This is a genomic window from uncultured Polaribacter sp., assembly GCF_947503875.1.
Classification (GTDB): Bacteria; Bacteroidota; Bacteroidia; order Flavobacteriales; family Flavobacteriaceae; genus Polaribacter.
On the sequence record NZ_CANNFH010000005.1, the window covers coordinates 377334 to 399522 of the forward strand.

Annotated in this window: 12 protein-coding genes; 3 read left to right on the forward strand and 9 right to left on the reverse strand. The window is 31.9% G+C overall.

Annotation, left to right across the window (positions count from 1 at the left end; translation table 11 throughout):
• Positions 1 to 5: 5 nt before the first annotated feature.
• The 5 genes from Q0684_RS10605 to msrB are packed head-to-tail and all read right to left on the reverse strand — an operon-like array spanning position 6 to position 3234.
• The gene (locus Q0684_RS10605) at positions 6 to 1562 is read right to left on the reverse strand and encodes a protein adenylyltransferase SelO (RefSeq protein ID WP_299016389.1); all 1557 of its coding nucleotides are present in this window, start codon (positions 1560 to 1562) and stop codon (positions 6 to 8) included.
• Positions 1563 to 1564: 2 nt separating this feature from the next.
• Entirely contained in the window at positions 1565 to 1999 is a 435-nt protein-coding gene (locus Q0684_RS10610; protein WP_299016391.1) for a PIN domain-containing protein, read from the reverse strand.
• Positions 2000 to 2197: a hypothetical protein gene (locus tag Q0684_RS10615; RefSeq protein WP_299016393.1), complete on the reverse strand. Its 198-nt coding sequence runs from the start codon at positions 2195 to 2197 to the stop codon at positions 2000 to 2002.
• Positions 2198 to 2211: 14 nt separating this feature from the next.
• Positions 2212 to 2754: a peptide-methionine (S)-S-oxide reductase MsrA gene (gene msrA, locus Q0684_RS10620; protein WP_299016396.1), complete on the reverse strand. Its 543-nt coding sequence runs from the start codon at positions 2752 to 2754 to the stop codon at positions 2212 to 2214.
• A 33-nt stretch (positions 2755 to 2787) separates the two neighbouring features.
• On the reverse strand, positions 2788 to 3234 hold the full coding sequence (msrB, locus tag Q0684_RS10625; protein ID WP_299016399.1) for a peptide-methionine (R)-S-oxide reductase MsrB: 447 nt from the start codon (positions 3232 to 3234) through the stop codon (positions 2788 to 2790).
• A 162-nt stretch (positions 3235 to 3396) separates the two neighbouring features.
• Here msrB and Q0684_RS10630 point away from each other — a divergent pair, with 162 nt between their 5' ends.
• On the forward strand, positions 3397 to 4599 hold the full coding sequence (locus Q0684_RS10630; protein WP_299016401.1) for a Pycsar system effector family protein: 1203 nt from the start codon (positions 3397 to 3399) through the stop codon (positions 4597 to 4599).
• On the opposite strand, the gene Q0684_RS10635 is transcribed toward Q0684_RS10630, so the two are convergent.
• Both Q0684_RS10635 and der read right to left on the reverse strand, forming a co-directional pair.
• Positions 4596 to 6983, reverse strand: a complete 2388-nt coding sequence (locus Q0684_RS10635; RefSeq protein ID WP_299016403.1) for a GAF domain-containing protein — start codon at positions 6981 to 6983, stop codon at positions 4596 to 4598. The two genes, Q0684_RS10630 and Q0684_RS10635, sit on opposite strands and share 4 nt — an antisense overlap.
• 64 nt (positions 6984 to 7047) lie before the next feature.
• Positions 7048 to 8358 (reverse strand): ribosome biogenesis GTPase Der, encoded by a 1311-nt coding sequence (gene der / locus Q0684_RS10640; protein ID WP_299016405.1) that lies wholly within the window; start codon positions 8356 to 8358, stop codon positions 7048 to 7050.
• Positions 8359 to 8438: 80 nt separating this feature from the next.
• Here der and Q0684_RS10645 point away from each other — a divergent pair, with 80 nt between their 5' ends.
• A complete protein-coding gene (locus Q0684_RS10645; protein WP_299016407.1) occupies positions 8439 to 8957 on the forward strand; it encodes a GTP-binding protein in 519 nt (172 codons plus the stop codon).
• Positions 8958 to 9083: 126 nt separating this feature from the next.
• Here Q0684_RS10645 and era read toward each other — a convergent pair whose 3' ends face one another.
• Together era and Q0684_RS10655 are read right to left on the reverse strand one after the other, a co-directional pair.
• On the reverse strand, positions 9084 to 9968 hold the full coding sequence (era, locus tag Q0684_RS10650) for a GTPase Era (RefSeq protein ID WP_299016409.1): 885 nt from the start codon (positions 9966 to 9968) through the stop codon (positions 9084 to 9086).
• 250 nt (positions 9969 to 10218) lie between these two features.
• A complete protein-coding gene (locus Q0684_RS10655; RefSeq protein WP_299016412.1) occupies positions 10219 to 11325 on the reverse strand; it encodes an AraC family transcriptional regulator in 1107 nt (368 codons plus the stop codon).
• 410 nt (positions 11326 to 11735) lie between these two features.
• On the opposite strand from Q0684_RS10655, the gene Q0684_RS10660 reads away from it, so the two are divergent.
• Positions 11736 to 22189: FG-GAP-like repeat-containing protein (locus Q0684_RS10660; protein WP_299016415.1), on the forward strand; the 10454-nt coding region annotated here is incomplete at its 3' end.

Here is a 22189-nt window from a genome sequence, read left to right on the forward strand (position 1 = left end):
TGTTTTTAAGAACTACAAGAAAGCATGGAGCAACCTACTTTATTTCTTGCCCATTCTGGTCTCTTTGCAAACCATTTTTCATTTTCGGGTTGCTCTTCATATGGTTTTTTTAAGAGTTGAAATAAAGTATCAATTAAATCGTAATTACCCTTATCAGCATTATCAATTGCCAATTGTGCCATGTAATTTCTAAGTACGTATTTAGGATTTGCAGTATCCATTTTTTGTTTTCTTTCAGTATTGGAAATCGTTTCTAATAACAATCTTTCTTCATACTTTTTAAACCAAGAATTCCAACGTTTTTCTATCGGTTTAGAAATAGCAGTTAAATCATAAAACGCATCTTGCATTAGGGTTAAACCTAATTTAGCATTGGTAAAATTACTAAGATTTCTAAAGAAAATCGTCATGTCTGTTTCTACCAATTGTAAATCATCTTCCAATTGTTGAATGAGTTCTAAATCATTTTCATCATCTTTAAATAAACCAAGTTTCGTTTTCATCATTGCAAAAGATTTCTGCTGAAAATCAGTTTTATATTGCTCTAAAATTTCTTCTAAAGGTTTTGCATCTTCAATTAAAGGATACAAAGCATTGGCAAGTTGGTATAAATTCCAAAGCCCAATATTGGGCTGATTGCCATATCTGTAACGTTTATTTTGACGATCTGTGGTATTTGGTGTCCAACCAAAATCGAAACCTTCTAACCAACCATAAGGTCCATAATCTATGGTTAAACCAAGAATAGACATGTTATCTGTATTCATAACACCATGCACAAAACCAACACGTTGCCAATGAATTATCATATCTAAAGTACGAGTTGTTACTTCTTTAAAGAAGGATATATATGTGGTTTTAGAAGGAGCGCCTAAATGTTTAAAATGATGATTTATGGTATAATCTGTTAAGATTTTTAGATTTTTAAGATCGTTTCTAGCGGCAAAAATTTCAAAATTGCCAAAACGTAAAAACGATGGTGAAATTCTAGAAACTATAGCACCTTTTTCATAAGCAGGATTGCCATTGTACAATACATCTCGCAAAACTTCATCACCAGATAAACTTAAAGATAAAGAGCGTGTTGTTGGCACACCTAAATAAAACATGGCTTCCGCACATAAATATTCGCGAATAGAAGAGCGTAAAACAGCTAAACCGTCTGCAGTTCTAGAATAAGGTGTTTCGCCTGCGCCTTTTAGCTGTACTTTCCAATTTTTATTTTGATGGGCAACTTCAAACAAATTAATTGCTCTACCATCTCCTAATTGTCCTGCCCAATTGCCAAATTGATGACCAGCATAACACATGGCAAAAGGTTTTGTGTTGGGATATATTTCGTTGCCTGTAACAATGTTTTTAAAGAAATCGCTCTTTGTTTCTTCGATTGAAATTCCTAATTTTTCTGCCATTTCTGCAGAAACATGTAACACTTTTGGTGCTTGTGTTTGTTTTGGATTTGCAAAAGAATAGACTGCATTTTCTACCTGTCTTCTAGAATTTTCTAGATTCTTGTCAGCAGGTAAATTTTCTATAAATGTATTTTTAATGTTTAGTTTCATGTTTACTTGTATAACTTTTTTTGCAGTGCTTCTGTAGTAATACAAATATCATAACCTTTTTTAAGCAAACCTTTAATTAAAGCTTTGTCAGAGGTCCAGAGTTTATGTTTTTTATAGAAATGTAATGCAACAAATAAAAAATCATCAATATCAATATCATTGACTATTGAGATTGCTTTTTTTACATCTTTTTTAGGAATATCTATTCTGTTTATAATTGATACTCTATTTTTAAAGTTAGCTATTTCTAATAAAATTTCGCGTTTATTTTTATTGGAATGCTTAATGATTTTATCTAGGTGATTGTCTATTTCTTCAAATAAAAAATCAGGTACAAACAATTGGATATTACTTTTCGCATTTAATACTTCTGCAACTTTTCTATTTGGACTTATTAGTGCACTAAAAATGATGTTTGTGTCTGTGATTACAATCATCTATAAATATTCTTTTAAATATTTTTTAGTGATGTTTCTTTTAGCTGATTTTGAAAGTTCTTCAATAATTTCTTCTTTTGATTTTTCAATTTCCACAATTTCTACCCCTTTTTTACCAGATAAAAAGGTGTCTAACATGGCTAAAAAAACTTTGCCTGCTTTTGTACGTTCGTTAATATTTATGGTTATTGTCTTCATAATAACAAAGTTAACTAAATTTCTACTAATTTATCTGCATGCAATTGCCTTAATTTAGCTAATTTAGGTTCAATTACAAAAGAGCAATAGCCTTGCTGCGTGTTTTCTCTATAATAATTTTGATGTGCTGCTTCTGCCTCGTAAAATGTTGGTAATTCACTAAGTTCTGTTACAATAGCATCAGAAAAATGAGGTTGTAATTGTTTTAAAACTTCTTCTGAAATCAATTTCTGTGTTTCATTATGATAAAAAATTACAGAACGGTATTGTGTACCTCTGTCTGCACCTTGTCTGTTTAAAGTAGTTGGGTTATGCGTAGTCATAAAAATGACTAAAATGTCTTCAAAAGAAATAATATTTGCATCAAAAGTAATTTGTATTACTTCTGCATGCCCTGTTAAACCTGAGCAAATTTCTCTGTAAGTTGGTTTACCAGGAACATTGCCCCCTGCGTAACCAGAAACTACTTTTTCTACGCCTTTTACCTCTTGAAAGACTGCTTCTGTGCACCAGAAACATCCTCCGCCAACTGTTGCAATTTGTATATTTTTATTCATTATTATAATCTTCTTTGAAAGAAGTTTTTTTAGTTATTTTTTATTTAAAATCATCGATTCAGAGTTTATACAATAGCGTAAGCCACTTGGTTCTGGTCCATCAGGAAAAACATGTCCTAAATGAGCATCGCAAGTATTGCATAAAACTTCTACTCTTACCATACCAAAAGAAATGTCTTTGTGATATTTTATTGCATTTTCTTTAATAGGTTGGGTAAAACTTGGCCAACCAGAACTAGAATCGAATTTTATGGTAGAATCAAATAGAGGAGTATTGCAACAAACACAATTGTATTGCCCTTCATCATAAATAGAACAGAGTTCTCCAGAATGTGGTCTTTCTGTGCCTTTAAGCCTAGTAATTCTAAATTGTTCTGGCGTTAATAATGCTTTCCAATCTGTTTCTGATTTTTCTATTATTTTGTCTGGAGTAGGATTTCCCTTACTCGCAAAATGTATAACTTCTTTCCAAGTAATCATAGTATGGTTTTATCTTGATGTTGTCTTTTTTAGACGAAAAACGCTTTAAATGCTTTCAAAATTAGTTTTTTACATTCTTTTTGAAATCAATACCTAAATTTACGACAAATATGAAAATAAAGTAAACCGTTTTAATTGTTTATTTTTGTTAAAATTTACCCAATGAGCACAGTAGCTAAAGAAGTAGAATTATATGTTTTATCACTTTTAAGTGAGCAATTACACGCCAAGTATTTATACCATAATTTGGCGCATACGCAAAGAGTAGTGGAGCATACTTTAGAGATTGCTGCAAGTATGGAGTTATCAGAAGAAACTAAAGAAAATTTAGAAATTGCAGCTTGGTTTCATGATGTGGGTTACACTGTTAGTTGTGATAATCATGAAGAGGAAAGTGTGAAAATTGCAACAGTTTTTTTAAAGAATAAAAATTTTAGTGAAGTACGCATTAAGGTTGTAGCAGACCTGATTTTGGCTACCAAGCTAAATGTTTTGCCTAAAAATAGTTTAGAAGAAATTATTAAAGATGCAGATGCAGCGCATTTGGCAAAAAAGCAATACATAAATTTGGCTTCGCTTTTAAGAGAAGAATGGGATCTTTCTGAGGGTAAAAAATATACAAACGCTGAATGGTTGGCTATGAATTTGTCTTTTCTAACCAATAAGCATCGTTATTACACAGATTTTGCTTTAAAAAATTGGAGTAAAGGAAAAGAGAAAAATTTAGCAAGATTATTAAAAGCTAAAAAGAATTTAAAAAAGGAAAGTAAAAAATTAAAACAGAAAAAGGTAGCCTTAGATTTAAAGAAAAATAAAAGTTCTGTGCCAGAAAGAGGTGTGGAAACTATGTTTAGAGTGGCGCTTAAAAACCACATGACTTTAAGTAATATTGCAGATACCAAAGCCAATATTTTACTCTCTGTAAATGCAATTATTGTTTCTTTGGCACTGTCTAGTTTATTGCCAAAATTAGATAATCCGTCAAACTCTCATTTACTTATACCTACCATGATTTTTATATTTTTTACGGTAACTTCTATTATTTTATCTATAATTGCTACCAGGCCAAATGTAACCCAAGGGAAGTTTTCTAAAGAAGACGTAGCTAATAAAAAAGTAAATTTGTTATTTTTTGGTAATTTTCATCAAATGCAACTGAAAGATTTTGAATGGGGTATTTCAGAAATGATGACTGACAAAGACTATTTGTACGGTTCGCTTACCAAAGATTTGTATTTTTTAGGCTTGGTATTAAATAGAAAATATAAAATTTTAAGAATTACCTATGCTGTTTTTATGATTGGTATAATTGCTAGTGTAATTGCTTTTGGTGTTTCATTTAAATCGCAAGGTTTACCAATTTAAGCTTCAATTTCTTGTATTAAATCGTTTAAGGTAATTGCCTTTTTTTCGTCAAAGTCTTTCTGATAAATTACAGTTACACGTAATGCCTTTAAACCAGCAACACCTTGTAAATCCTCTAATTCTAAGAATTCAATTTTACCGAGTTGTTTTTTAGATTGTAAAAAATTAATGTACTTTATATACTCTAAAGCATCTTTATCTTGCGAATAAATGATAGCAATTTTACCGGGTTGTGTAACTCTTTCTGTTGTGCCTTTAACGTTGGCCTTATCAATTCGTTTCTTTATTATTTCATAACGAATATTGTAAGCACCATCCACATCAAATTGTTTTTCATCCATCCTAAATTTAATTGCCATAGGATTGCTTTGTACCAATATTAAAGAGGCAATTCTTAAAGGATGTTTTAAACTATCTTTTAAAGAAAATGCAATATTTTCCATTTCACAGATAGTTTGCAGCTGCCACAATCTTAAGTTATATAAATATAGCTCGTCAAAAGGTTTTTTATTAGCAATAGATTGGCCTATATATATATTAAACTCTACCCCATCTGTTTTGTAACGCTCAAAGTAATGAGGATACATTTCTTGCGCCTCTTTTTGTTTGGTATCTATATATTTTGCTAGTTTTTCATTAATTATAGTAACACTTTGCTCATATTCTTTACGTTTTTCATAGACTACTTGCAATTTGCTATCTAAACGTTGGGTGTATATAGTCACCTTTTTAGAAAGGTTTTTGTTGATGTTTTTTATATGCTTAAAAACTGGGTAAATTTCGCGTTGTAAAAAATCAAGAATAGTTATTTCATCACCTGCATTTAAACCGTTTTTAACCTCTTTTAAAAAGGTAGCAACCCTAAACATTAATTCGTTATATATAGGCAGTTTTTCTGTTTTACAGGCGTCTTTTAAAACACTTATAGCTAACGTTAATTGGGTTGTTAGATCTTCCTGAATAGCAATATTTCTTGCCAAAGAAGAACCTTTAATATCACTTTGCCCAAAAAGTGGATAAACATTATGAAATACAATTTCCTCTAAATTGGCATTTTCATTGGTTTGAGATTCTGCGTGAAATTTTTCTGCGGCTTCATAAAAGCGCCATTTTACAGAATTATGTATAGCTGTGTAGTTTTCTTGAATTGTAGCTTCTAAAACATTTTGCCTTTCTTCTGAAGTTCGTTTTACAGCAGCTTCAAATACAGGAATAATATCTTTTAGTTTGGTTATGTTTACAGAATTAAGATCATAAGCTGTTTGAGAAGCAATTTCTAAGAGCGCTAAATCTTTATTTGTATTTGCTTTTATTGGAATTAAAATAATACAGGCAATACCAGCGTTATGTAGGTTTTTATAAAAGCTATTGTAATTCGAACCTTTCCCATAAGCCTCAACATCTGCAATTACAAAGGTTTGCTGTTGTTTAAATACCTTTTCTAAGACGCTATTACAAAAATAGCCTGAGGAACAATCTATACTTTCTTCTGTACCTAAAATAATACTATTGGATCTATTTCCAATAGTTTCACAAAGCTTATGGTTGGTATTGTCAAAAATAGAATACCCAAGTTTTAAGTCTTTTAAACTATAAAAATCTCTTAAGTTGTTTTGTAGTTTAGAAATTAATTGATCTCCGTCTCCAAGTAAATTTGCTTTTATAGCAGAGAGCGTTTCTTCGGAAGTAACGTCAAATAAATTAATAATACCAAAGCCTTTAAAAATATAGCTATTTGGCGGGAATTTTTCTTTCCAAGCATTTATATCATCAAAATTATTAAGAAGGTTTTTAAAGTCTTCTTCTGTAATTTTGGGAGCATTTTTTGTGGGTGTAATTTCAGAGAAATCTGCATTAAAAGCAGCTCTGTAATACTTCATGGTTCCAGTTCTTTGGTCTGGAATATCAAAATAAAAAGGTCTTTTAATGTCTACAGTATACCCATAAACTCTGGCTAAAATAAAGGTACATGCTGTAATATACATGCCTTCGTCTTCAAAATTTCTAACCGAAAGCTCATAATCTTCTCCTGCATTATTTAATATATTTTGAAATCTTTGGGAAAACCGAAAAGAAGTAAAAGAAAATGGTATACTAGCTGCTTTAATTTCGTTTAATTGTAAAGCCTCTGGAAAAAGAGGATCTAAAATTAAATCTATTTTATCTTTATGTTTGTCTAATAAAGTATAATCAGAAAAACCATCTTTAAACTCAGGATTATCTTCAAACAATTTAATCATCTCATTAGCAGCAGTGTAGTAAGGGTGATTTTTTAAAACAGGGTTTGCATATTTTTTAAAAAGATTATAAACTTTATTAAAAGATATATTAAGATGTAAAGGCAACTCTCTGTTTGAAACACTTTTACTTACAAAACTTTTCATGGGAGACAATTTACAAAATACTAAGCTATTAGTCTTTTAAATAACACTAAGCTTACGTTAAAACTTATTTCTGCCTAAAATAAATGGTAATGGGTACACCAGAAAAATCGTAAATTTCTCTTAGTTTATTCTCTAAAAAACGTTTGTATGGGTCTCTTACATATTGTGGTAAATTACAGAAAAAAGCAAACTGCGGCGTTTGTGTTGGCAACTGCATACAGTATTTAATTTTTACAAATTTACCTTTTGTAGCTGGTGGTGGGTAGCTTTTTATCAAGTCTAACATGGCATCGTTTAGCTTGCTAGTTGGTATTTTCTTTTTTCTTTTTTCAAAAACTTCAACTGCAGTTTCTATAGCTTTAAACAAACGTTGTTTGGTTAATGCAGAAATAAAAACAATAGGCACATCTGTAAAAGGTTCTATTTGTTTTTTAACCATGGCTTCAAAATCACGCATTGTGTTGGTTTCTTTTTCAATTAAATCCCACTTATTAATCAAAACAACAACACCTTTTCTGTTTTTTTCTGCTAACCAAAAAATATTTTGATCCTGCCCTTCAAAACCTCTAGTAGCATCTACCACTAAAACAATTACATCTGAATATTCAATAGAACGCACTGCACGCATTACAGAATAAAACTCTAAATCTTCTTTAACCTTAGATTTTTTACGGATTCCTGCAGTATCAACTAAATTGAAATCGAAACCAAAACGATTGTATTTAGTATCAATAGAATCTCTTGTGGTACCAGCAATATTGGTAACTATGTTTCTATCTTCACCAATTAAAGCATTTATAAAAGAAGATTTTCCTGCGTTTGGTCTACCAACTACAGCAAATCTTGGTAATTCGTCTTTTTCTAAATCTACAGGTTCTGGTTCTGGCATTTTTATCACTAACGCGTCTAGTAAATCTCCTGTTCCACTTCCGTTTATTGAAGATATAGTATGGTAATCTCCCAAACCTAGGTTGTAAAACTCTACAGCATCTGCTTCTCGCATTGCATTGTCTACCTTATTAACCGTAACAAAAATTGGTTTTTTTACTTTTCTAAGTAATTTGGCAACTTCAGCATCCATAGGTGTTATACCTTCTTCAACATCTACCACAAACACAATAATATCTGCTTCTTCAATGGCTAAAGCTACTTGTTTTCTAATTTCTTCTTCAAAAATATCATCAGAACCAATAGCATAACCACCTGTATCTATCACAGAAAAATCTTTTCCATTCCAGTCAGATTTTCCATAATGTCTGTCTCTAGTAACACCACTTACAGAGTCTACAATTGCTTCTCTACGTTGTACTAATCTGTTAAAAAGTGTAGATTTACCAACATTTGGTCTTCCTACAATGGCAACAATACTATTCATTTGGTTGAAATTTTTTGCAAAGATACAATTAACTGAACGATAAATTATTGTAAATTGAAACACTTCTAAATTCCGTATTTATGAATGATGAAAAGCAACTTTTAATTGAAAAAAGAAATAGCGAATTGTTTTTAAGACCAAGATTTTCTATTGATTTACAAGAAGATCATCAACAATTATTAAATAGGTTTCAATCGGTTTTACAAAGCGGTGCAAATACTTTTCGAGGGAAGGTTGTTGATGGGCATGTTTTTATATCGGTTCCCAAAAATAAAGAACATTTTTGGTCTCCTCAATTGCATTTAGAATTTTTAGAAAAAGAAAATAATACAACAGAGTTAAAAGGGCTTTTTGGTCCTAAACCACAAGTTTGGACGCTTTTTATGTTCGTTCATTTTGCAGTTGCTATTGCTTTTCTTGGTTTCTGTGTGATGTTGTATTCTAAACTGTCTTTAAAAGAATCATTTGTTTTTCCTATAATTATGATGGTAGTTTTACCCTTAATTTGGTTTTTACTTTATTTTTTAGGAAAAATAGGGAAAGATACTGGTACCCCCCAAATGAAGCAATTGCACGAATTTATGATAGCTAATATTTAGGCTTTTTTAGAGAATGAGTAAGCGCGTTAGGGATTGAAATGGCATCCTTTTTGGCTTTTTTGCCAAAAAGATACAATGGAAAGCCCGTTAAAACCTGCCTACCGCAGGCAGGCGCCTTAAAAAAAATTACTTCTGATTGTAACCAAAACGTTTCAATTGGTTTTTATCACTTCGCCAATTTTTATTCACTTTAGCAAAAAGTTCTATAAATACTTTTTTCTCAAAGAATTTTTCTAAATCTTTTCTGGCCTCTGCGCCAACTCTTTTAATGGCCGTTCCTTTATGCCCAATAATAATGCCTTTTTGAGTGTCTCTTTCTACCATAATTACAGAGCGAATACTTACAATATTCTCTTCCTCTATAAATTCTTCGGTTTCTACTTCTACAGAATAAGGGATTTCTTTTTTGTAATGCATTAGAATTTTTTCTCTAATTTTTTCGTTTACAAAAAAGCGCTCGGGTTTATCTGTTAATTGGTCTTTAGGATAAAAAGCTGGTCCTTCTGGTAATAAAGCTTTTATTTTATCAAAAACTGCAGATACATTAAAGCCTTCTATCGCAGAAATTACAAAAACATCTGCATTGGGTACTTTGTTTTTCCAATATTCAATTTTTTCCTCAACTTGTTCTTGAGACGACTTGTCAATTTTATTTAATAAAAGAATAATAGGGATTTCACTATGAATTATTCGGTTGAAGAACGCCTCATTTTTTAATTCTTTTTCGCCAACTTCTACCATATAGATTAAAATATCGGCATCTTCAAAGGCAGATTTTACAAAATCCATCATAGAAGATTGCAACTCATAGGCTGGTTTTATAATTCCAGGTGTGTCAGAAAATACAATTTGATGATTTTCATCATTTACAATACCTAAAATACGATGTCTTGTGGTTTGCGCTTTTGGCGTAATAATGGATAGTTTTTCGCCTACCAAGGCATTCATTAAAGTTGATTTACCAACATTAGGATTACCAATAATATTTACAAAACCTGCTTTATGTGTCATGCTGCAAAGGTAGTGAGATTTTTAAGTAGATTAAGGTATAGTTGAACGAAAAATAAATGAAATAGCTTGTGATTTATATTTGATAGTAAAAATTAAAAATTAGTAAGCAAAGCCAATGATACATATAAAGTACAGCGAAAAGACAAAAGAAATAAGTTAAAGCATATTAAAAATATTTAGGAGATGGTAAACCTTTAACAAAACATATTTTAGCTATAAATTTTTATGAATGGTTAGACTTCATAAACAGTTATTTGTTTTTTAAATACTCTCTTGGTGTACAATTTTCATACTTCTTAAAAATAGAGAAGAAATTTGATCTAGAGTTAAAACCAGCTTTTTTTGCTACATAATCTAAATTATAGGTAAGCTTAGTTTCTTTTAATATTTTTTTAGCAAAATCCAATCTCACTTTATTCTTTATATCAATGTAACTTGTATTTTCTGATTTTAAATAGGCTCTAATTAAATAATCGGGATAATTAATTAAAGCAGCGAAGTCATTAAAATTATTTTTAGGATCAGTAAAAAATGAATGATTTTCTTGAATCTTTTCTAGTCTTAGTTTTATCCTTTTTTTATGATCATCTTTAATCATTGTTTGAGTTCTTGAATAAACATAAGGTGACTCTCCTAAATAAGATTTTCTCATTTTTTTATAACTTAAATAAAGCTCTGGAGATTTAATAAATTCAAAAATAAGCACAAATAATAAAACAAGATCTACAGCTATAATTACTTTAATTATTATTGAATTGTAAATGCCTTGAGACATAATTAAGAGCAAATGCAGAGAGTATAATAAAATTATAGCAATCATAATTTTTGTTACCCTTTTTAATTTTACAACCTTTTTGCATTTTTTTTCTTTTTTTAAAAGAAAAAAAGAAATTATAAAGTAGCTTAATAAATGAATAAATCGAATAGTATAATTAGTTTGAGAGCTAAAGAATATATTTACATTAATTCCTGCCTGTATTGCTGGATTTTGATAGATACTACCAACAATTTGCATTTTATCTGCCCAAGGACTCAAGGTATATTTAGATATCGCAATAATTTGAATGACAAACGGTATCAAGTGAAATAAGTGTTTCTTTTTAAACTCAAAACGATCATTTATAGCTATTTTAATAAAAAAATAAAAACTTGGCCCTGCCAATAGATATAGTGGTGTGCAATGGTTAAATAATATAGTTTTTAGTATGCTATATCCTGAAGAGTTAACTGATGTATGCGCTATGGCATATAACAGAAAAATACCTACCGAGGTGCTTAAAAGTCTAATTTTTAAATTTTTATATTTTCTCGAAAAAATATAAAGACACAAGAATAGTGCCAATATTAGAAATTCCATTAGTTACTGTATTGGGGGATTATAGGTTGCAAAAGTAGTACTTTTTTTTAAAAACAAGAGTACTGTTTATTAAAAAAAGTATTACTAGCTCATACAAACTAGTGCACACTGTTGTGTGGAATTGTTATTTTGCTTGTTAATTGTCTTTTAAGAAGAAAAATCGTTTTCGCAATGCTTCTATTAAAGTATGTTTTTTTAAAAAAAGAATTACAAAAATTTCAATTAGAAAAAAGCAATAGTGTTTGCAAGAAAAAGAAATGTTGTTAAGTAAAATGCAAAAATGTTTACAAATAAATCCAACAAACTGTAACATTATTTTAGGTAATCGAATTCCTATAAAACTAAAAAAATCGAACAAAATTTAATTATAACCCGGATTACTAAGAATATAATCACCATAGAAATAAATTATGATGGAAAAGCCATTTAGAAAAACAAAAAAAAATGTTGTAATAAAGAAATACATTTTTCAACTTGTTGTTGTTTTTTTACAGTTTACTACAAGCATTTCTTACGGTCAATGGAAAACAAAAACTAGTGGCGGCTCAAAGGGTTATCATAATGCTGTGAGTTACAAAGCTACTGGAGAAGTATACTCAATATTGCAAGATGTTGATAATGGAAATAAAGCAACTGTGCAAAAATCCAATGGTGTTTCATGGGATGTGGTCGGTTCTGCAGGTTTTTCAGATTTTCAAGTTTACAGTCCAAATATTGCAATAAACCAATCAAATGGTGATTTATATGCTACATATATAGAGTCTGTTTCAGGTGTTTACAAACTTTCTTGTAAAAAATTTAATGGCAGTAATTGGGTTGATGTAGGTTTGCCAGGATTTATAGTAACTGGTGGTCAAGGCAAACCAGGAATTACAATTGATAATTCGGGAAATCCTGTTATTGTAACGCCATGGGGTGGTAATTTTTCTTCTGGATTTTATGTTTATCAATTTGATGGAATAAGTTGGAATAATTTAACATTGAACCCGCCAAATGCAACCCCGGCCACAACTCCTTTAGATATTTTATATCAGCAAGGAGATAGAGGAGCCACAATACTTAATAATTATTTTCCATTAGTTAATTCTTCTGGGGATATAATTATAGCTGTCAGTTCTCCATACATAGGTAATGACGGAGTAATTGTAATGAAATATGCTTCGGGAAGCTGGACTCAAATGGGTAATAATTTACCAGGAGGAACAAGAGTTAGAAATCAGAGGGTAGTAAATGCTCCAAATGGAGATATATATGTTGCGTACTCTCAAGTTTCAAACTCTGAAAACATTTGTAAAGTTTTTGTACATAAATGGAATGGTTCAACTTGGGTTGATTTAACCAATTCCGGGACTAAGATTTTTAATAGTACGTATAATAATTTCAATAGCTTTTCATTTGATATTTCGTTTGATAGTGATAATACTCCTTTTGTTGTATATCAGAATACGGGAGTAGATTGGAGAGCTTACCTAAAAAAATATAACGCTTCAACATCCAATTGGGATTTATATAGAAGTGGCCAAGTAGGAGGTGTTTTTGTAGAAGCTGGAATGAGACTTTTTATTGATACTGCAAATAGTAACGTTCCAAGTTTTGTGGCAACAAGTTCAAGGTCTGAGCCTAGGTTATATATCCCTAATTATGAACCAATAATTTCATCTTTTAATCCAAGTGTAATTACTGCAGGTTCAACTATAAATATTTATGGCGGTAACTTTAGTAATGCATCTGCTGTTAAATTTAATAACGTAAATGCTGCCTCTATTGATGTAGTTTCTGATACATATTTAAAAGCAGTTGCACCTGCAAACACTACTGCTGGAAATTTAAGTGTAACAAATTCTTTTGGTAGCACCTTGTCTTCTAGTTCATATACAGTTCCGGTTTTACCACCAACAATTACTTCTTTCTCTCCAACGAGCGCAGAGGTAGGTGACACAGTAACGATAAATGGTACAGGTTTTGATGCCACTGCAGCAAATAATGTAGTTTATTTTGGAGGAATAAAGGCGGCTGTTACAAGTACTTCTGGAACTCAAATAGTTGTTACGGTTCCTCCAGGAGCAAATTATTCAACTATTTCAGTTTTAAATATTAGTTCTGGTTTGTATGCTAGTTCTTCTAATAAATTTATTGTTTCTAAAAGTGGAGATCAAGGAGAATTGGGCAGGAACTTCTTTGATAAATTTGATATCACATCTTCCACTAACCCTTCTTCCGTATCTTCTGCAGCATGGAATTCTGCCATTCACGTAGGTGTACCAAATGATTTTAATTTAGATGGTAAGATCGATTTTGCGAAAGTAGACAATTTGCAAGGAGCTGTTAAAATATTTAAGAATGATATTTCTACGACAGAATTTTCAGTATCCGATTTTACATCTTCTACATTTTCTGTTAATTCAGCTCCAATAAATATTGTATCTGCCGATTTAAACAATGACGGTAAACCAGACTTAATAACTACTCATAGCAATACAACAGTATCAATTTTAGTGAACAACTCGTCATTATCAACAATTTCATTTAATGCCTTACAAACAATTACCTTTAATAGCGCTTCTATTATTGAAATAGCTGACATTAATAATGATGGCAAGCTAGACGTAATGTCTTCAACTAGAGGTGGAAGCGTTTTAGATGTTTATTTAAATAATACTGTATCGGGTACAAACACCATATTGTTTGATTCTCCTATTTCAATAACAACAACCGCTGCAATTAATGATATTGAAGCGGCTGATTTAGATGGGGATGGTGATAAAGACATCTTATTACCAGGTACTTACAATGGTACTGGTATGGTAATCATAGATAATACTTCTATAAGTGGTAATTTTACATACAACATTATAAATATTCCAAATCTTTCTAAAACTGGTTTTTCAATTTCAACAGCAGATTTAAACCATGACAATAAACTAGACATAGTATTGGGAGTAACTAATGGAATTGTTATCTTCGAAAATGCTTATTCCTCAGGGTCATTAGCTGCTTCTCACTTTACAAACAACTTTTACTTCAATAGTGCGGGCTCCAATTATGTGTGGCAATCTGCTGTTTCTGATTTTGATGGTAATGGAACTTTAGATATTGTTACAGGAGATTTTAATGGAGGTTCTGCTATTAGAATAATTAAGAATGAGACATTAACTAGCGGTCCTATTTTAAGTACTAATTTTGATCAAACCTTATTTCTAACCTCTGCAGATTCTTATTCGGGTATATTTTCGGTTGATTTTAACAATGATGGTAAAGGAGATTATTTAGGTTTTTCTAGAAGTAAAATTCATATAGGTAGAAATATAATTGGTGACCCCCTTGATTTTTTTCCTCGATACTCATCTAGTTTAGATTTTCACGGAAGATGGTTTTTAGATCAAGGCGTTTGGGCTCAAGGAGGGTTTGGAGATGCTGCTTTTACATTTACTAACGCAACCTTTAATTTAAAAGGATTTCCTAGTGGTTATAGCATGAATAATCCAATAACCATTTCAGGAAAATTGAAATTTTATGATGGCAAATTTAATATAGGCGCTACCTTATACGTTCAAGGAGATATTTTAGATTTTTCTGCTTCAAACTATGTAAGTATGTCTTACATTGGCCCAACTCTTAAAAGAGATGTTCCATCTGGTCAAGTAGTAGAATTTCCTGTTGGCGAGACTACATTCAACCCCGTTAAAATAACTAATAACGGAAGCACTTTAGATTCGTATTCCGTTGCTGTTATAGACGATGTTGCTAATGATGGTAATAGTCCCTCTCGTTCCTTTTCAAGATCTAAAAACGCTTTACAAAAATTGTTTTTGATTTCTAAGACAAATACAAATAGTAGCGACTCATCAACGATAGAATTTAATTGGAATAGTGATGATTTAGTAACTGGAATTTTAACAAATCCGGCCTTATACTTTTTTGATACTACAACCTCATCTTGGGAGAAGATTACAACTGGAGTAGCTGTAAACGGAACAACGCTAACATTAACTAATTATACAGAACCATTAAATACTCAAAAATTTGCAATTGCAGATTCAGAATACGGATTTGCTACTCCAACTGTTAATATTACGGAGAATTTAAACAATTTCACAAAATGTATTAATAATCAAGCTTCTGTTCAATTTATTGAAATAGAGGGGATTGCCCTAGATAACGACTTGATTTTATATCCTCCTAGAGGTTTTGAAATATCAGAAAGTGAAAACTCTGGATATACTACTTCTTCTCTAACTCTTACGAGAACAAATGGTAATATATTCAATAAAAAAGTATACGTACGCTTATCTTATAATAGCTCGGGTAATTTTTCAGGAAATCTTAGATATAGAAGTTATCCTGTTGATAGGTCTGATATTTCACTTTCAGGTTCTATAAATGCCTCTCCTACAATAACGATGAGTTCTTCAATTAAAGAAGTGTTAGGTGCAACAAGTTTTAATATTCCTTTTACTTCGGTAACAAATTCCCCTGATGCCTATTCGGTTGTAACAGGTTCAAATGCAATGCCTAATTTTACAGCAATAACAGATGCAGCTTTTACGGGTAATTCAGGTAATTTAGCTGTAGCTATACCAGCTGGTTCTGCACCTGGTGCATATGACTTTAATGTAACTGTAAAAAACACATCTGGTTCATGTGAGAGCCAAGTTTACAATATAACTTTTACTATTAGTGATCCAGCACCAACAATTACTTCTTTTAGTCCAACTAGTGCAGAGGTCGGTGATACAGTTACAATTACCGGAACTCAATTTAGTAGTAATACAGATGAAAATATTGTAAGACTTAATGGTATGAAATGTACTGTGACTGAAGCAACTGCTACGCAGTTAAAAGTTACTATACCTTCAGGAACTGGTTATGGAAAATTACTAGTAACAAATATCGCTACAAATAAAAGCGTCCATTCAAATAATAAATTTTTAACTACAGCTTCTTATTCTAATGAGTTATTAACTTCTTCTTCATTTGGTGAAAATATTTTGTTAACAAATTCCTTTAGATCAACTAGTTATAATAAATCAAATTCACATTTGTTTGGTGACTTTAATGATGATGGGAAAATGGATATTGCTTATTATGAGAAAAATGGTACCCTTAATATTTATAAAAATATTTCAACGCCCGGTACATTGTCTTCATCTTCTTTTGTGAAAGAAAGTTTCAGTAAGGCAATATCAGGTTGGTATGATTCAAATGGTGCAATGTTAACAATGGACTTTAACAATGATGGAAAACTAGATTTTGCATTATCTAATGGCGGGCATAGTGACGGTATGGTTAATATTAATAATTCATCGCCTGCTTCGCTTGAATTTGATAATGGATATGATATTGCTCCATTAGGTTATAATGTAAATACCCTTGCAAGTTATGATGTTAACGGCGATGGGTTATTCGATTTAATTGGATTCTACAACAGTGGTTATTTTTTGTATAATTCAGTAAATACTTCTTCAGGAGACTCTTTTTCGATGGATAGTGGAAATGGATCTTCTTCAAATTATAATTCTAACGATAGAAATTATCCTCATTTACCACTTGCTACGGTTATTTTTGATGCTGACGGGGATGGTTTAGTTGATATGCTTTATGGAACTAATACTACTTTTTATGTTTATCATAATCAAACATCATTTGGATCAAATCAATTAAACTTTAATAGCGCAGCAGTTTCAATTCATACTTCAGCGGGAGACGTAAAAGGAATTGGTAGTGTAGATCTTAATCAAGATGGAAAATTAGATATTGTTTACTCAACATCATCAAATTTAAAAATTTATCTAAACACTTCAACAAACGGATCTCCATCATTTTCTATGCAAAACTCAATTGCAATGAATAATTCTTTAGATATTACTTTCGCAGATTTAGATGGTGATGGCAATGTTGATATTATTGCAAGTGATAATGATGGCGTAAAATTTATTAAAAACATAACAACCTCTTTATCTACATCCACTAACTTTGAATCACCTCTTATAATCAGTACTCTTGATGATTTAAATGATATTAATGTTTTAGATTTCGATAATGATGGAAAATTAGATATTATTGGTAATGATAATTATTCATTTTATTTAATTAGAAATAAAGTTGGTGAAATACCTGTTATTACTGTTACACAATCTTTGTCAGATTTTGAGACATGTGCAGGCAGAACTTCGTCTTCTCAAAGTTTTACGGTTGAAGGTTCAAATTTAACAAGTGATATAAGTATTTCTTCTAACGATAATTCTTATATAGAGTTTTCCTCGGATAACACAACATTTTCGAATTCTTTAACAATAAATCAATCTTCTGGTAGTATTGAAGAAACTACAGTTTATACTAGATTAAAAGCGAACGCTACAGCAGCAGCCTCTGCCTCTAAGACTATCACAATTTCTTCTACAGGTGCTACTTCAGAAACGTTTAATGTTACAAGAGCGGTGAACGCTAGCCCTTCAATTACTTTAGCAGCTATAGATAGCGGATTTTTAGGAGCTACTTCCTTTGCAATTCCTTACACTTCTGTTTCGAATGCTCCAGATTCCTATTCTTTAACCACGGGTACAAACGCATTAGAAAACTTTACAGAAATTGTAGATGAGGTTTTTACAGGTGCTTCTGGTAACCTCTCAATAACAATACCCTCTAATACAGTAGCAGGAACTTACGACTTTGTTTTAACTGTTAAGAACAGTAGTACTAGTTGTATTAGTGAAGTTTATAACTTAACATATACAGTAAAGCGCCCGGTGCCAACTATTACGCCTTTCACTACTACAAATGCAGTTGTAGGAGCTACGTTTACTTTAACAGGAACAGGTTTTGATTCTTCTATTTCTAATAATATTGTCTTAGTTAGTAAAACTAAAGCACAAATTCTTAGTGCTAGTAGTACAAGTATTCAATTTAAAATTCCAAAAGGAACAAAAGGAATAAACACTATTAGTGTAATTAATTTAACAAACAAACAACAAGTTGTTTCCTCAACTCAATTAGCAATAACCAATTCTTTAACAGATAGAACTCTTGGCTCTTCTACTTTCTCTGAACCAATTAATCTTAGTGGGGTAAATACTAATTATAACTCTTTTGCTCAACTTGGATATACAACTAATAGAGAAGCATTAGTTTATGCGGACTTAAATAACGATAGTAAGCCAGATCTTCTAGTAGGAGGTGAAGACGGAACACTTCATATCTTTATAAATTCTAATTCTACACCAGGTCAGATTTCAGCAAGTGATTTTTCAAATACAGCAATAAATGTTGGTAATAAAACAATTGCTTCGGTTGTAGTTGAAGATTTTAATAATGATGGTAAAATTGATTTTGCAGTGCAAAATAGCGATCAGAATATTTTCATCTATACAAATACTACCTCGGATGGTACGTCTACCTTTTCTTACGACAGCACTCCTTTAACGATTAGTTCAGGTGGTTTTGGTTTGATAGCTGGAGATATGAACGGTGACGGTTTGATTGATTTACTAACGCACAATGGTTTTTCTGGGCAAGTAAAAATATTTGAGAATTCTTCTCCTGGTACAGGTGTAATTTCTTTTAATACTTCAGCCGCACATACTTTCACTAAACGTATGGGGTCAAGAGAATTTCCGAAACTAGCAGATTTAAATAATGATGGTAAAGCCGACATTATTTTTGGTGGTGATTCTAGTCCACGTTTAGATATTTTTATGAACACGTATAGTTTAGGATATACTTTTAATGATTTAAATGTTGTTACTTTTAGTAATAGGGTTCGTAGTATTGATATAACAGATATAGATCGTGATGGAGATTTAGATGTAATTGCATCTCATGGAAGTAGTAGGCTTTCTGTATACAGCAATAATTCAGGTTCAATTGCGGCAACTTCATACACTGGGTCCTCTTTTTCAAGGACAGATTATTCTAGCAATAATTCCGATTCAGACTTTACAGTTGCCGATGATTTAAATGGAGATGGCTACCCTGACATTTTATCTGAGAATAGGCTTCATCAAAACGATGGTAATGGTGTTCTAAATAGTTTGGGGTACCTTTCTACTGTTCCAACTCCCAGTTATCCTACTGCGCCTATAACTATAGATATCGATTTAGATGGGAAACCAGATATAGTTGCAGGTGCTAATGGTACAGGAATAAATATTTATAGAAATACACTTTCAGATCCACCAACAATAAATGTAACATCTAGCTTAAACACATTTGAGTCTTGTGAAGGTATATCATCATCAGTTCAATCTTTTACAATTTCTGGTAACTTATTGACTACTGATATTACAATAAATGCACCTAGTAATTATGAAATATCTACTTCAAGTTCATCTAATTTTTCTGCTAATCTTACACTAGCTCAGTCAAATTCAGTAGTTTCTCCTAAAATTATTTACGTAAGGCTTAAAGATTCTACCACTGGAAATTTGTCACAGAATATTTCAATTTCATCTACGGGAGCAACTACAAAAACTATAGCTGTTTCTGCAACAGTAAATGCAATACCATCCTTACCGATTGTATCTAACGTTTCTTACTGTGTAAACGAAACTGCAATTTCATTAACTGCTTCGGCTACATCTGGAAACACGTTGAATTGGTATTCAGCTGCTACAGGAGGAACAGCTAGTACTACAGCGCCTATTCCAGTTACAACTGCAGCAGGTACAACAATTTACTATGTTTCTCAACAAAGTAATGTAACAACTTGTGAGAGTGATAGAGTTCCAATTGAGGTAACAGTAGTATCTCTTCCTACAGTGTCTGATTTTACGTATTGTGATGGGGATGTAGCTAGTCCATTAGAAGCAATTGAATCAGTAGGTTATACATTACAGTGGTATACCACTGCTACAGGAGGCACAGCAAGTACAACAGCACCAACTCCAAATATATCTACAGTTGGTACAACTCGATACTATGTAAGTCAAAAAAATGATGTTACAGGTTGTGAAACTCCTAGAGCATCCATTGTTGTAAAAGTTAATAATTTACCAACGGTTCCAGCTGTAAGTGATGTTTCTTATTGTGAAGGAGAAACAGCGAGTGCTTTAACAGCAACAGCTTTATCTGGCCATACATTACAATGGTATACAGCTGAAACAGGTGGAATACCTAGTACAACAGCGCCAATTCCTGATTCTTCAACAGCAGGCACTACTACTTATTATGTAAGTCAAAAAGAAGAGTCAGAATTAATTGAAATAAAGAATTCTAGAGGTTCATTAGCAACAAGTGATTATATTTCTTCGAGTGGTAGTGTTGGTCAAACGTTTACAGTTTCCGATAACTTTACATTAAAGCAACTTGTTGTTAGAAACTATACTTTTTCAGGTTCAGTTAACATTACTGCTAAGATTTATGATTCTCCATCTAAGACAACTCTTTTAGGACAAGGAGATTCAGATTATCTTGAGTCCGGAGGTACAGCAAATTCACCTGTTTTTACATTTAGTAATTCTAATATTTTATTAACTGCAGGATCTGAATACTATTTTGAACTTACAAAAACAGGTTCAGGAAGTTTAAGATTTTATAAAGGTAGTGCTATTTCAGGAAATCGTTATTTGAACGGAGTTCTTAAGTCAGATGATATGTATTTTGAATTATCTGGAGATTCATCTTCAAATCCTTGTGAGAGTCCAAGAGCAGCGATAGTTGTAACAGTTAACAATATACCAACAGCGCCGGTTGTGAGTGACGTTTCTTATTGTGCAGGGGATACTGCTTCAGCATTAGATGCAACAGCATTAGCAGGCCATTCATTAAATTGGTATACAACTGCAACAGGTGGAACTGCAAGTACAACAGCTCCAACCCCAGCTATTTCGTTAGCAGGAACAACAACCTATTATGTTTCTCAGATGAATGATACTACAGGATGTGAGAGTAATAGAGCTACAATAGATGTTACTGTTAAACCTACACCAGTTATTTCTGGTGACACTTCAGTTGCAGCTGGTGAATTCGTAACATTTTCAGCAACCACAACCCCTGCAACTTCAAATGCATGGGTTTCTTCTAGTCCAACAAACGCGACTGTTGATGCAAATGGTGAAGTTAGTGGTTTGGTTCCAGGAAACACAGTTATTACGTATACGAATATAAACGGTTGTAGTGTAGATTATCCAATTACAGTTACTGTTGGTAATACTCAAGAGCCATTACTAACATTACCAGCTACAGATACAACAGGTGCTACTACATTACAAGTAGCTTATACTTTACCAGAAGCACCATTAAGTGGTTCTGTATCATTAACCTTCTCCCCAACAGACGGAAGTATGGCTACAGTTTGGACTATGACAGATGCTACTTCAGCTACATTTAATTATGAAGTTGGGTCAGACCCAACAACAATTACAAATGTAACTTCGGGTGCAGCGCTTTCATTTACAGTCTATAATGTAACAATAAGCTATCAAGATGTATTTAGTAACCCTATAGCTTCTGCTACAAATACAAATATTCAAACACTAGCTCCACCAGCTATTACTTCAAGTCAATCTGATTACAATGGTGTAATTAATGTTGCCTTAACCACAATTAGTACTACAAATTCTGGAGGTACAATTGTCTCATATGCTATTTCACCAAGCTTACCTTCTGGTTTAAGTTTTAGTTCTACAACAGGTGTTATTACAGGTACTCCAACAGTTGCTTTAGCGCAAACCCAGTTTACTATAACAGCTACGAATGCAGCAGGATCAGGTACTGTTAATTTTAATTTATTCATAGATATTGATACGGATAATGACGGTGAAGGTGACTTAACAGACGATGACATTGATGGCGATGGTATTCCAAACGATGAAGATGCCGATGTTGATGGTGATGGAACCAACGACAATGGAGAAGATACCGATGGCGA

Coding starts and splice junctions, on each gene's coding strand:
- era (WP_299016409.1), bottom strand. CDS start 9,968: ATGACACATAAAGCAGGTTTTGTAAATATTATTGGTAATCCTAATGTT.
- Q0684_RS10610 (WP_299016391.1), bottom strand. CDS start 1,999: ATGATTGTAATCACAGACACAAACATCATTTTTAGTGCACTAATAAGT.
- Q0684_RS10655 (WP_299016412.1), bottom strand. CDS start 11,325: ATGGAATTTCTAATATTGGCACTATTCTTGTGTCTTTATATTTTTTCG.
- msrB (WP_299016399.1), bottom strand. CDS start 3,234: ATGATTACTTGGAAAGAAGTTATACATTTTGCGAGTAAGGGAAATCCT.
- msrA (WP_299016396.1), bottom strand. CDS start 2,754: ATGAATAAAAATATACAAATTGCAACAGTTGGCGGAGGATGTTTCTGG.
- Q0684_RS10645 (WP_299016407.1), top strand. CDS start 8,439: ATGAATGATGAAAAGCAACTTTTAATTGAAAAAAGAAATAGCGAATTG.
- Q0684_RS10630 (WP_299016401.1), top strand. CDS start 3,397: ATGAGCACAGTAGCTAAAGAAGTAGAATTATATGTTTTATCACTTTTA.
- der (WP_299016405.1), bottom strand. CDS start 8,358: ATGAATAGTATTGTTGCCATTGTAGGAAGACCAAATGTTGGTAAATCT.
- Q0684_RS10615 (WP_299016393.1), bottom strand. CDS start 2,197: ATGAAGACAATAACCATAAATATTAACGAACGTACAAAAGCAGGCAAA.
- Q0684_RS10635 (WP_299016403.1), bottom strand. CDS start 6,983: ATGAAAAGTTTTGTAAGTAAAAGTGTTTCAAACAGAGAGTTGCCTTTA.
- Q0684_RS10605 (WP_299016389.1), bottom strand. CDS start 1,562: ATGAAACTAAACATTAAAAATACATTTATAGAAAATTTACCTGCTGAC.